Consider the following 13447-nt stretch of genomic DNA (forward strand, 5'->3'; position numbering starts at 1 on the left):
CCATGGCTGTCTATTGCCCGCGCCAAGGGGACTTTAAAAAAGTCATTCCACAATTTGAACTATTCCTAAAAGGAACTTTTGGCGGAACGAGGGCTGCAACAGCTTGTACCTATGGCGCTCAACTTTCATTGATTTTTTAAAAACTTACTTTTTAAGCAATAAAAAACGTAGCCGCTAAAATGGCTACGTTTTTTATTAAACGATGATTTAACTTAAACTCGTCAAATCGAATTTCATTGATCCACACAAATCTTTACATGACTGCATACGCATTATCAAATGAGCTTTTTTGGTAGTCATTAAGTCCTCTTGCTCTTCCATTGCAATTAACGCAAGCGGCTTTGTTTGCAAATCATGAAGCACTTGAGAATAAAAGTTTTTATTAAGTGACCCAGAAGAAAGCTCAACAAAATAACAAAACCTATGAATCAAAGACCAGCACATATCATCTAGGGCATCTGGATTACAAAGCACTTTTTGATCAAGGCAAAGCTGACATTCATGCGCAAGGCGATTACAGGTATACCAAACTTGCAAATCATCTTTTGAAGACCACACTAATTTATTTGCAGACATTTCTAAAAACCTTAAAACATCTTTTTTTAGTTGAGCAATTTCAACATGCTGCTGAGTAACGCTTTGATTTGTTTGTTTTGCAATTTGTTCCGCAAGAGAAGTCATAAAAGAATCTGGATTTTTTTGGAAATAACTAAAATATTTTGTGAAAATACTGCTTAATTTTTCCTTGAGGACCACTTGCATCTCATTTAAAAAGCTTGCTTCTTTTTTTTCTAAGTACGGCTTGATTGCCTGGGTAAACTTTGGAACAAACTCTGCAAAAGCTTCTGCTTCCACGTAGGAAACCGCTTTAACTTTTTGTAAAAACATTTTAATAATTGATGCTGCAAACACCTCTGATTGCCCTGATTTTGTACCATATTCCAAAAATTGAATCATGTGTGAAAAGCTATACGGCAAATAATGCACATACTCAGGATGGTTATAAACATATTTAAAATAATAGCTTATTCCATCTGGGGTAAATTCTATTGGCTTACAAAAGAAATTAATCAAATCAACCTCTTGCCTAGATAATGATTCTTTTGAAGATTGCTGATGACTCGCGTCCGAAGAAAATTCACTCAAATCAATTTGTGGCAATGGTTTTTTGTCTAGCTCATTTGTGGATTGCTCTGCCTTGTACGCTGTTTTGACTTTTGCCTCTTGTTGCGCTACAACAATATCGCAGCATGAAAATAATAAACCAAGTAGCAGGTATGAAACAAACTTAATATACTTGTGCACTTTTCCCCCGTATGTTAACGTTATGTAAGTTTTTATTTTTAACTTTTTATTTTTTAAACTAGAATAAAAATAAATATTTACAAGTTTGATGTTCAAAAAGATATAGGAACAACGTAATGGCGCTTTATTTCTATCGAGCTTTATCCAAAGAAGGAAAAAAAATAAGCGGCCACCTGGATGCTTCCTCTGTTGAATCTGTAAGATCTCAACTCACAGCAAAAGGCTTATATCCCTTTGAAATTAAAATCAATAAAGATTCTAACTCAACATCTTCTTTTTTCACATCTTTATTTGAAAGACCAGTTCCCTTTAAAGATATAATTTTTTTTACGAAACAATTAGCAGTTCTTTTAAAGTCAGGTGTTCCGCTCTTACAGTCTCTTGAACTTTTATCTGAACAGTTTTCTGGAAAACTAAGATCTATCATTATCAGCTTAAAAGATGGCGTCAAAGAAGGTAATTCGCTTGCTCAAGGGCTACAAGCCTACCCAAAAACATTTAGCAATATATTTATCCAACTTGTAAAGGCTGGTGAAGCAAGTGGAAAATTAGAAACCATTTTAGAACGACTTACCAGCTATCTTGAGCGAGAAGAAGAAACTCGAAAAAAAATAAGTAAGGCGCTTTCTGGCCCGATGGTTCAACTTGGAGCTATTGGCTTAATGGTCATTGGAATAATGACATTTGTTGTTCCAAATTTACAAAAAATGCTCACCTCTATGGGTAAAGAATTGCCTATTCAGACTAAAATTTTACTCGCGGGTTCTTATCTTTTAACCAACCACTATCTTCCATTAATTTTTACAGTCCTTGCCATTGCTATAACTTTTCAGTACTGGCTATCAAGACCACAAGGCAAACGCACCATGGATAAAATTAAACTAAAAATCCCAGTCATAAAATTTTTTGCGCGGACAAACGCTGTCGTACAATTTTGTAGCACCCTTGGAATGCTTCTTGAAAGCGGTGTTAATATTTCTAATGCGCTCGACATCGTTTGTAATATTATTGATAACCGAATTTTGGTCGATACTTTAACAGAGGCAAAAGATAAAATTATCAAACAAGGTAAAATTACTCCTTTTTTAAAAGAAACAGGACTTTTTCCACCCATGGCAATTTATTTAATTAACACGGGGGAACAAAGTGGAAACCTTGATTACATGCTACTAACCGTAGCAAAAAATTATGATGATGAACTTATAGAATTTACAGATGGACTGACATCAAAATTAGATCCTGTCATGACTATTGTGATGGGACTCATTGTTGGATTTATTATGTTTGCAATTATGGGACCAATGATTAGCATGTATGACATGTAAAATTTAAAACAAATTGATTATAAATGATTTTTATATACAAAAAATGAAAGGACCTTTTTATGTTTTCAAATCAAAGACAAGATCTTAAACCTGGATTCAGCTTTCTTGAGATGATGTTTGTTCTTGCAATCATGTCTCTTTTCCTAGCCTTTGTTGGACCAAAATTTATGGGCTTTTTAGGAAAGGGAACCAAAGCCGTAACTAAAAGCACTCTTAAAGTAGTAGACCAAGCAATTAAGCAATTTAAAATGGACGTAGGACGCTATCCTGACAAGCTTGAAGACTTAGTCAAAAGACCAGAAAACGCTTCTAGATGGGATGGTCCATATGCTGGTGAAGACGTTGAAAACCCTGAAGTCCAAAAAGATGCATGGGACAACGAATTAGTTTATGAAAGAAAAGCACCAGGATCGCATCCTGCTTTCGATCTTTATTCAAAAGGTGATCCAGAAAAAGAAGATGATCGCATCTATGCAAACAATCAATAAAACAGTTCTAAAAAATACAAACGCAGGGATCTCGTTTATCGAGGTCCTTGTCGTATTGCTACTGATTTCCCTTTTTGCATCCTTTGTTATTCCAAGCTTTTTTAGAAATCAAAAAGGCGCGGTGCAAAAACAGTTTTTTTCTGATTTTTCACACGTTATTGCAGATACTGTGCACCAGGCAATAAGTTCTAAAAAAATTCATCAGGTTTTTTTTGATTTTAACAAACACGAAATAAAAGTTAAAATTCACCACATAACCACTGACGAAACAGATAAGCATAAACAGTTTAAACAGATTCCATTTGGTGAATTTGAAAGCCAAATGAAAATACCAGAGCAGCTGACAATCCAGAATTTTTTTATTAATGGAACCGATGAAATAGTTCAAAATAGCACAACGCATGATGCTTGGTTTTATATCATGCCTGATGGCACAAGCCAGGCAATTAACATCAATATTTTAGACCAGCAAGAAGAAGCAAATAATAAATTTTCAATTTCTATCAATCCATTTTATAGCCAGGTGAAGCTTCATGATGCATATGCAAAAGCATAAAAGCCATTTAATTACTGGGTCCCAGGGTTCCTGCCGTCGCTCTTCGAGCTATGGCGGACAGGCTAAGCCCGACGAAAGCACGACGAAACTAGAAGCGAAGTCCGTGGGACGACGGCTTATGTCTGGCTTTACGTTCATGGAAATCATGATCGCATTAATGATCCTTTCAATATTTGGCTCATCGCTTTTTATGATGCAAGTAACTATTTTTCAAAAAGTTGAAAAGCCACATGTCGCTGTAGAAAATCTTTTAGAAATTGACAGAGAGATGATCAATCTTAAAGTAGAAATCGATCAAGCACATAAAGAAAAAAAAGAACTACGAGCCATTAAAATTCATCGCCAAAAACAAAATCCAGACCAAACAATAGATATTTCAATCGAAGCAATTAAAGAAACATCTTCTTTGTTTAAAAAGTTTGGCAAAAATGTATCTTTCGTCCAAGCCACTACAGCACAAGGCAAACACTCAGATCAGTGGATTACTTTTTTATTTACACCTCCAGTAACTGAAGAAGTTGAACCAAAAAAATCGGGGACAAAATGACAACAAACAAAAATGGTTTTTCACTTCTTGAGTTAGTCATTGGAATCATGATATCGACAATCTTAATAACCTCAGCCCTTACGATTTACAATCAAATAGGAAAGGGCGCAGGAATCATTCAAAAAATTACAACAAATGATACAAAGATTATGATTTTGCATGACCGAATAGGAAAAGACCTGGCAGGAATTTCACACCGTTGGTTTTCTGAGAAAATCTATGAAGATTTAAAAAAAACAAAAGAGGCTAAAAAGCCTGCCAAAAAAGAAGGCGATGCTCAAAAAGCTGAACCAAAAAATACTGAATTAAAAAAAGAGAACAAAAAAATAAAATCTACAAATTTTTTTCTTTCTGCTGAAAATGAAAACGGTTTAAATTTTCTCACTTTTATAACAACGAATGCAATGCAAATGTATGGCGAAACAAAAGCATGCTTTGTCAGAATTGTTTACAAGGTCGTACCTGAAATTAATAACCCAAAAGCATTTCGCCTCATGCGAAAACAGGAAGAAAAAGCTACGCAAGATATTAACAAAGAAAAAATAACAGAAGGTGCTTTTTACGAGCTTGCTGGAAATATTTCCAAATTAGAAGTTGAATATGGATTTACGACACCATCAAAGCAAGAGCTCGAGAAAAATCCAGATCAAAAGATAGCTTTTAAGTGGATAAAAAAATGGAACTCTGAGCCTGACACTGATCAAAAAAAAGAGTTTCGACCCTTATCTCCAGAAGCAATTAAATTAAACATTTCTTTCTTGCAAGCCGAAGACAAACCAGAAATAATTAACGAAATTGTATGCATAATTCCTCAGCTTGACGCCGACTATCCAACATCATTTGCACAAAAACGCAGCGAAACTGAAAAGAAAACAGAAGCTCCAAAAGGCGATGCGCCCAAAGGTGAAGCGCCAAAGGGTGAAGCGCCTAAGGGAGAAGCAACTCTTACCGCAACAGTAAGCATAGGAAATCATTTAGAGGTGCATGATGTAACAAATGCATCTATCGCAGGAGAAGCACATGCATAAAAAACCTGGTTTTATTTTATTCTTACTTTTTAGCATTTTATCAATGTGCTCTGTCATTCTTTCTTTATATTTTTCACAAACAGTTATGTATCGACAGCTTATGACAACAATAATTACCAAACAAAAAACTGATCGCTTAGCTCTTGGGTGTGTTGCGCTTGCACACAATATCATCACCGCTGAGCCCAAAAAAAAAGACTCTCAATCAAGTGCTACAAAAACCACAACTCCATGGGCGCCAAAAACAGCTGATGATGGAAAAGATAGCACCAGCGACAAAGCCAAAGATTATGAAACCCTTTTAAAGCAAATTTTTCCTTATTTCAACAAACAAGAAAGCTTTGAGCTCACAAAAAAAGATGATGGTGTTGATGCAAAAATAAGCATTACCATTCAATCTGAGCAGGGCAAATTAAATTTAAATAGCTTGTACGACATTGAAAAAAAGAAATTTGTAGATGATGGAAAACCAAATGATCGAAAAAAAATATGTGTTTGGCTTTTTGAAAAAATAGCACAAATAACTAAGACCCAAACGCTTTTTCCTGCATTTGAAAAACACTTGAGCTCTCGAAAAGCTGACTTTAATGATGTAACAGAGCTTTTATCTATCAAAGAATTTGAGACGGTTTTTCATGATCGAGTTTTTTTTAATTTTAATACTCAACCAGCAGAAAACCTTTTTCTAACAGATATTTTTACCGTGTCGACAGAAGAAGAAACTATAAATCCTTGGCTCTTTTCATACTCTTGGTGCAAAATTTTAGGCTTAAAGCCAAAGCAAACTTTAACAGATGAAGAGAAAAATAAACTATTTAAAATAAGTGGCGAAGCTCACGACTGGGCCACAGATTGGAAATCCAACTGGGAAAATCTTGCCACTTTATATCAAAAAGAATACAAGGACCTTGCACAAGAAATAAAAACAATATTGACGCCACTATTTGAAGTTAATATATTCTCCTTACAGCTCAAAGCAAATATAAAAGAGACAAGTTCGACAATCTTTACTATAGTAAGGTCGAAGAAGGCAAAAAACAATTTGGTAAGCATTGAAACCATGAAGACTTATCAGATATAAACCGGAGAACAATTTGCAAATTAAAACAGAAACAAAAGTTGGCATTTTTGTCATTCTTGCCGCCAGTGTCTTTATGTTCATGATTTTAGGTATTGGAGCGTTTCGCTTTAGCTCTACAGGGTCTTTGCCATACACAATATCATTTGATGACGTTTCTGGGTTGTCACAAAAAGCAGAAGTAAAAATTGCCGGTGTTAAAGTTGGTTGGGTAGAAAATATTGAGCTCACTCAAAAGGGCACCGCTCAAGTCAAAATAATGGTTAATAAAAAATATTCTCTTTATGACAATGCTTATGCAGTAGTTAGACAAGAAGGTTTAATTGGAACTAAATACGTAGAAGTTATTCCAGGCGATCCTATGCTTCCAAAGCTTCAATCGGGTAACAACCTTGCAAGGCCTGGACGCGAAGCTGTTTCTGTTGATGAACTTTTATTTAAATTCAAAAATATAGCAACGCATGTAGAACAGGTTACCGAAAGCATTAAAGATGCATTCACTGGAGCCGAAAGATCAGAACAATTAAAATCAATGATCGAAAATATGTCGAGCGCTTCTGATAAAATTAACAAACTCGCAGGCTCTCTTGACAATGTATTCTCTAACAACGAAGACAGGCTTCAAGGTATCGTTACAAACATACAAGAATTTACAACAACTCTTCGAGATGATCTTCCAGCGCTTAAAGAAAATCTGACTGGGTCAGCCGACTCTATTGCTCGCGCAGCAGATGAAGCCCGCGAAGGATTTAGCAGCATCGCCTCAGTCTCTCAAAAAATCGATGAGGGTCGTGGCCTTCTTGGAAAAATGATCAACGAAGATGATATGTATCGAGATATCAAATCAGCTGTTTCTGGAATTAAAAATTACCTATCCAAATTTGAATCAATTGGAATTATTTTTGATTCCCACTCAGAAAATATGCACAGACCTGTTGATCAATATAGATGGACTGAAAGCAAAGGCTACTTCAACGTACGCATTCATACGAACAGTAGCTATTTTTACCTTGGACAACTTGCTTCGTCTGAACGCGGCTTTGTGAGCAGAAAATGGACCTATAATGAATATCTTGATTCTCGAGAAAACACATTTAGCCCAATTCCATACAATGAAATTACTACTGATCCTGCTGATCAAATTGCTGCTCTTAACCGTCGTTTATTTGCACCGCAAACGCTACAACAAATCAGAGAACAGTATGCTTATGGTCTTCAAGTCGGAAAAATTTACAACAATGTCGCATTGCGCGTTGGTTTGTTTGAAGGTGCTGTCGGAGTTGGTGCTGATTACTTTATACCGCTTGGAACTGATAAAGCTTCTTGGATTACGACCTTGGAGATGTTTGACTTTCACGGGCTACAAAGACTTGACTATGCTACAGAACGTCGCCCACATTTGAAATGGATCAACCGTGTATTTGTATTCAACAATCTTTACACCACGTTTGGAGCTGATGATTTTGTAAGTCACAACGCTTCAATCTTCTGGGGAGTTGGTTTAAGATTTGCAGATGATGATATTAAATATTTAATATCTAAAGTTAGCTTATAAATTTATGCAAAAAAATTCCCGGCGATTAAACCGGGAATTTTTTTATTTATTTTTTTAGATCCAACGCTGAGTCCATTGCATTGGCTCAACAGGAGTATTATTGATACGCATTTCCCAATGCAAATGATCGCCACTTGCATAACCAGTCATTCCCATACGTCCAAGCGGATGTCCTTTTTTCACTTTTTGACCAACAGAAATATCTGCAAAATCATGTAAGTGATAATAAAGACTGAGAACTCCGCAGCCATGATCAATAACAACCGTGTTGCCACTGTGGGTAAAGCGATCTTTTAGTACAATAATTCCATTATGGGATGCCCAAATCACACTTTTTGGATCAGCTATTAAATCAAGAGCTTTGTGCACTCGTCGACCACGTTCTTGAGATGTGCGAATAACTCCAAACTCTGTAGTGATGCCTCTCATAACAATTGGTACATCAAATGGGCCATTCCATAGCTTTTCGCCACCTGACTGCTTTGCAAGCTTTTCAAGTTCAGCTTCAAGGTCTTGCTCTTGCTTTGGTGTAAATTCAAGTTCAGCATGTAGCTTATTTCCTTGAACATTTAAGATTTTTTTCTTAAATGCAACACTTACAACCTGGAAAGTATTTTCTAATGTTACTTTGTTTCCAAGCCTATCAAGAACTTCAACAGAAAATGGGTATTCTCCAGCATCTTGTTCACACTCAACAGGAACATAGGTTTCATAAATTAAAGAATTTTTACCCTCTGCAAAGAATATATATTCTCCAGTAAGTACTTTTGCTACAGCATTTTTTATTGGTTTGTTAACTTGAATTTGGATTCTTAAGCATCTACCTTGTTGAACTTTATTGTCAGACGAAGATGGCACCAAGACTGCTTGCAAGCCTAAATTGTCTGTATAAAAAAAACGCTCGATAGATGTTTTGTTTTGACGCTTTGTTCCGTCAACGATCTCAAATTTTAATTTATGTGATCCATCTGGAATAGTCATTGCAGGAATTGAAATAGGATGATCAAATTGCTTACGATTAATTTTAAAATCACGATGCATTAAATTATCATCGAGCCACATTGAAATGTGTGCAACTTTATATGGACTCCAACCCTTTAAAGATCCGACTATTTCTCCAGCATAAGCTTTACCGTCTTCAAAACCAACGACGGTTACTTGTGGCTGAGTTGTATCAAAATAATACAAGTAAGTTCTTTTTGAAAAATACCCAATTGAGATTAAAACGAGGAAAAAAATAATGTATCGCCCTTGAGGAATCATGCACAACCCTTATTTATTTATATGATTTTTAATTAAGAAACAGACCTTGATTTTCACATTATTTATTGTAACAATAAAACGGAAATAAAACATTGATTTTTTATTGTCATTAAACCTTGTCCTAAAAAAAGAGTAGTTATGAGGCTGAAATATTTCACTATCGGACTTGTACTTATTGTTCAAGCGCAACATCTGCATAGCAGTATGTTTCTTTCGGCGCAATTAACTCCTGAGCATGCACCAGGCATAAAAAATCTAATGGACACTGTCGTTACATATCCACTGACAAAAGTAACATCAGACGGAATGATTCATCAAGGAATGCAAAACCGCACCATCAAACATATGCTCGCTTCAAAATTTACAGAAGAACCAAAAGATGAAAACGGCAACAAGAAAAAATCGATTTTAACACAAATGAATCTTACGGTGCTAAGGCCAAAAGATACCGCATTTCAGGCATATCCAGGAGGCGCTGAGATATTTCCTGGATACCCAGATCTTTCTACAAAATTTGACTCCATGATTCAAAATATTAAAAGCAACCCTGCCTTTATTCCTTTTTTCAGAAAGGTTCATATTAACGCTCTAAATGAACTATATCATTATTTAATGGGCATTTATGTAAATTTCAATTTGCAGCATGTTGGAATTATTCAAAGCTCAGATGGAAATATGCATGTAAGTATTCCTCAATTTTTAAATGATGAAAAGGAGTACCATGCAAATAAAAAAACACTTATCATAAACCACTTGATAAACATTATTGAGTCACAATTTAATGGTGCGATAAGATCATACATTCCAAAAATTCCACAAACATTTGCCACATCAATGGGCAAAACTCTTATTCAAAATGATTACAGCGTCGACCTCTCACAATTTATAATGAAACAAGTTGAACCCGAACTTGCTGCACAGAAATCAAAATATCTACAATCACTTGCTTCATATCTTGATTTTTTTCAAACTTACACAAGCTACCTAAATAAGCCTCATCCCAAAAATGCCCAACATTTTACCGCCTTTGTAGATATTGCTGAAAAAATTAATCAATATTTATACGGTGACAATCCATCCTCAACAGACAAAGATTCAATCGCAATTGCAAAAATGGATCCACCCCTGTTTTATTTTTCTTATGACGACGTAAGAGCTTTAAAAATAATTCCATATCTGGCAAAATCTATTCCCGCAAATAGCAAAAAAATTCAATGGCCAGAACACATTGTTCAAGCCGCTGACACTGGAATGCTTATTAATGGCCACCCTATGGCTTACTTTAAAACAAGCGACAACAAAGTTGTTCACAAAGATCAAGGTGGAAAATTATACTTATGCATGAAATCTGGTGCTAACTTATTCGAAGAAGAACTCATTGCTCAGCCAGAGTGGCTTAACTCATGGGAAGGGGTCGCTAAAATATTAGGTGCCTGTTTTGGTGATTTCTCAGCTCTTTTGGGCCTAGAGATTCTTGATCCATGCATGGAATCACTCGTTGAAAATATCGTTTCAACCAAGGGCGGAAAAGATCCAAACGCTGCAAATTTACCAGCTCAAACATGCAAAAGCTACATTGAGTCTTTTGATAATGAAAAAACAGAAAAGCCTTTACAACCTCAATTGGCAGCAGCTGGTCCAAATCTTCTTGAGACTTCTCCAATCATGCCAGAAATTCCAGGCGCATCACCTTCAATCTCATTAACTCCAACAGCGGCAAATCTTATACCAACCGTTTCAAATGTTACTGCGCCCCTTATTAAGCAAGCGGGATGATAATGTATAAAAAATTATATGCCTTTATCTTTATCTCCATTGTCTGTTTTCACCATGAAAAAATCTTTACAAACATGCTCATGGATATGGGCATTATGATGGGTGGTCAAACTGGTGCTCAAATTGCAAACCAATCCATTAGCACGATGTATCAAGATATGGGAACAGTGCTAACTAAGGGAGAAACGAGTTTGCAAAATTCTAATAGCGCATTTCAGAGCTATGTAGAAAAAGCTCAAAATCAAAAGATGCAAAACATTTTACAATTTTTTAAAACAGCCCAATCTCATGTTTTTAGTTTAACAAATGATCAATCTACAACGATGCAACAAATGGAAACTTATATTTTCCAAGCTGTCAGCCTTTCTCAGCCTCAATCACATTATCTTTCAAAGCCTGCAATAATGGATCAATTTTTTACCCTAGCAACCATGTATACACCCCAAGGACATATCTGGAAGAATGTTTTTCCTGTTGGAAATTGGCAATATGATGAAACAACAGATAGTTTTTGGCAAATGAACAAAGAACCTCTTTTATCTCCAGATATAAATCCAAAAACAAATGTAACTTCTACAAATGCTAACAAAGCTCCAAATAATTCAATTTTTACAGAATGGATTACAAGACAATCTTCTTATGAAATTTTATGTGAAGTTACACTTTATCAAGTAAGCTTTCCTTTTTTTGCAGGAATTATTTTTAACAAAGCTCGATGGATTTCTGGGGACACAAGCAGGCTTCAACAGTATCGGCTTGCTGGACTTTATGGAAGTAGTGATAAAAAAATCAAAGCCTGTTTTGCAGAGCAATATACTCCATCTAAAGCTTCTGCAAATCCACAAGGCGCAAAAGCTGCTCTCATTGAGCCACTTTATCCACTGCAGCAAATTGTATCTGGCTCTGGGGTCCAGCCAATCTCAATAAATCAAACTATTTTCAGCAGCCTGCAGCAACATCCAATAACTTTTAAAATAAAAATAATAACATCTCCAGACATAATAAAATTTAAACTTTGGCAATCAACAACAAAAGAGCCCCAGGAATTTACAACCATAACAAGCTTGAATAAAGATTTGTTTTTATACCATAGCTTTGGTTTTATGTCTCCAGGAGCAATTGCTGAATTTAAAATTATAAATCCAACAAGCCTTCTTTTCCCAACAAGCGCACGCACAATATTTACCGCTCAAGTTGAAGCCTTATTGAAAAAAGGAGTTTGATCATGAAAAAAAACAGTTTTATATTATTTCTTCTGCTTACTCCACGCTTAAATGTTGCTGTTGCCACGAAAGCAAAAGCTATCGCGCCAGCTCCAAAGATTGTTACTACAAAAGCTTCTACGAGCGCAAGCAGCATTACAACATTTAATAACCATGAAGCTTTATCTGCTTTTGCGGCTATTGATTTTCCGCTATCTACCATTAAAGATGAGTTCACCGTAAATATATTTAAAACAATTGATACGGTTTTTGCAAAATCAACATATCCCTTAGATAGCTACCAAATTTCTACCATAAAAAAAACTTACCTCTATCTTATATTTCTTGCAAAGCTTGAAAGGGTAAAAAAAGTTGAATCACTCAGTCAATACAAATTAGATTTTTCAAAGTTTTTAAAAGATAACAACACTCAGCTTCCACACCTTCCATCTGAAAAATTAGTTACATCTAAAGGATGGAGCGCAGTTGAAATAACTGCCCAAGACATAGCAAGCTCGCAAGCTTGGCAGCTCTTTTGCATGTCTATGGTGTGTGACGTTTATGTCTATTACTCAGTAGTTCTTCAAATGATTCATAATGTAGAAAAGCAAACATTTAATTACATTCCACACATAGAAACCTCTTTTTATAATTCTGACTACACAAGCCTAAGAACAGTAAACGAGCTTACAAGAATAAAACTAATACTAGAAAATAACGTAAAGAATTATTTCTTAAACCAGTGTGCTTCGTGGAAATTATTGCAAAACCCACAACCCATAGAAAAAACAGCCTCAAAAAGTAGTCCTGCTGACATAAAAGATCCGCTCGCGCTCGAAAAAGAAATAGTAGTTTTTCGTCAAACACCTTTTTACAAAACATCTCATGATATGCATCTACTTTCTGGCACACCAAGCACTCAAGCTTTAAGCAAAGCTACAAACTCACAACTTGTTTCTGGCCCGATATTTGCAAGCCCACTCAAAGAACAGATATGGTGCTACTTAATGCTTTACGAAGTTCATGGACAGCTTACGACCCATATGAATCAAACAAACATGCAAGATCTTTTAACTTCGTGGTCAGGCACTCAATTGCCAGTAAACATTTTCCCCTACAGTCAAAACGACTTTGTTTTACTTGATGAAATTCTTGCTATCAAAAGCAAAGCTGAAGGAACTAACGCGAAATCAATTCACCCATCTCCTGCAAACTTTAAAGTTGAAGACCTTCGTCCAGCAGAACAACTACCATCACACGAAAGATCTTATGAGCGATTTGCAAAAAACCAAATTGCAAAAAGAACCCAACAAGAAGTAAAAGC

The 13447-nt window shown here is 35.6% G+C and carries 12 protein-coding genes; 10 read left to right on the plus strand and 2 right to left on the minus strand.

The window, feature by feature from the left end; all coding sequences use genetic code 11:
* Positions 1 to 207: 207 nt before the first annotated feature.
* Positions 208 to 1305 carry a hypothetical protein gene (locus NTU89_01015; protein ID MCX5923125.1) on the minus strand — a complete coding sequence of 366 codons (1098 nt, stop codon included), beginning with the start codon at positions 1303 to 1305 and terminating at the stop codon, positions 208 to 210.
* Between the two features lie 116 nt (positions 1306 to 1421).
* On the opposite strand from NTU89_01015, the gene NTU89_01020 reads away from it, so the two are divergent.
* The 7 genes from NTU89_01020 to NTU89_01050 are packed head-to-tail and all read left to right on the plus strand — an operon-like array spanning position 1422 to position 7882.
* Positions 1422 to 2630 (plus strand): type II secretion system F family protein, encoded by a 1209-nt coding sequence (locus tag NTU89_01020; protein MCX5923126.1) that lies wholly within the window; start codon positions 1422 to 1424, stop codon positions 2628 to 2630.
* Positions 2631 to 2689: 59 nt separating this feature from the next.
* Positions 2690 to 3118 carry a type II secretion system protein GspG gene (locus NTU89_01025; protein MCX5923127.1) on the plus strand — a complete coding sequence of 143 codons (429 nt, stop codon included), beginning with the start codon at positions 2690 to 2692 and terminating at the stop codon, positions 3116 to 3118.
* Positions 3102 to 3674 (plus strand): hypothetical protein, encoded by a 573-nt coding sequence (locus tag NTU89_01030; protein ID MCX5923128.1) that lies wholly within the window; start codon positions 3102 to 3104, stop codon positions 3672 to 3674. The genes NTU89_01025 and NTU89_01030 overlap by 17 nt, the downstream gene beginning before the upstream one ends.
* On the plus strand, positions 3661 to 4221 hold the full coding sequence (locus NTU89_01035; GenBank protein MCX5923129.1) for a prepilin-type N-terminal cleavage/methylation domain-containing protein: 561 nt from the start codon (positions 3661 to 3663) through the stop codon (positions 4219 to 4221). The genes NTU89_01030 and NTU89_01035 overlap by 14 nt, the downstream gene beginning before the upstream one ends.
* Positions 4218 to 5249, plus strand: a complete 1032-nt coding sequence (locus NTU89_01040; GenBank protein ID MCX5923130.1) for a prepilin-type N-terminal cleavage/methylation domain-containing protein — start codon at positions 4218 to 4220, stop codon at positions 5247 to 5249. The genes NTU89_01035 and NTU89_01040 overlap by 4 nt, the downstream gene beginning before the upstream one ends.
* On the plus strand, positions 5242 to 6330 hold the full coding sequence (locus tag NTU89_01045; GenBank protein ID MCX5923131.1) for a type II secretion system protein GspK: 1089 nt from the start codon (positions 5242 to 5244) through the stop codon (positions 6328 to 6330). The genes NTU89_01040 and NTU89_01045 overlap by 8 nt, the downstream gene beginning before the upstream one ends.
* Before the next feature lie 13 nt (positions 6331 to 6343).
* Entirely contained in the window at positions 6344 to 7882 is a 1539-nt protein-coding gene (locus NTU89_01050; protein MCX5923132.1) for an MlaD family protein, read from the plus strand.
* A 54-nt stretch (positions 7883 to 7936) separates the two neighbouring features.
* On the opposite strand, the gene NTU89_01055 is transcribed toward NTU89_01050, so the two are convergent.
* A complete protein-coding gene (locus NTU89_01055; protein MCX5923133.1) occupies positions 7937 to 9145 on the minus strand; it encodes a M23 family metallopeptidase in 1209 nt (402 codons plus the stop codon).
* 138 nt (positions 9146 to 9283) lie between these two features.
* Between NTU89_01055 and NTU89_01060 the strand changes: the two genes are divergently transcribed.
* From NTU89_01060 to NTU89_01070, 3 genes are all read left to right on the plus strand, one after another.
* Positions 9284 to 10921 carry a hypothetical protein gene (locus tag NTU89_01060; protein MCX5923134.1) on the plus strand — a complete coding sequence of 546 codons (1638 nt, stop codon included), beginning with the start codon at positions 9284 to 9286 and terminating at the stop codon, positions 10919 to 10921.
* Positions 10922 to 10923: 2 nt separating this feature from the next.
* Positions 10924 to 12144: a hypothetical protein gene (locus NTU89_01065; protein MCX5923135.1), complete on the plus strand. Its 1221-nt coding sequence runs from the start codon at positions 10924 to 10926 to the stop codon at positions 12142 to 12144.
* Between the two features lie 2 nt (positions 12145 to 12146).
* A partial coding sequence (locus tag NTU89_01070; GenBank protein MCX5923136.1) for a hypothetical protein occupies positions 12147 to 13447 on the plus strand: 1301 nt, incomplete at its 3' end.

The organism is Candidatus Dependentiae bacterium, assembly GCA_026389065.1.
GTDB lineage: Bacteria > Babelota > Babeliae > Babelales > Chromulinivoraceae > JACPFN01.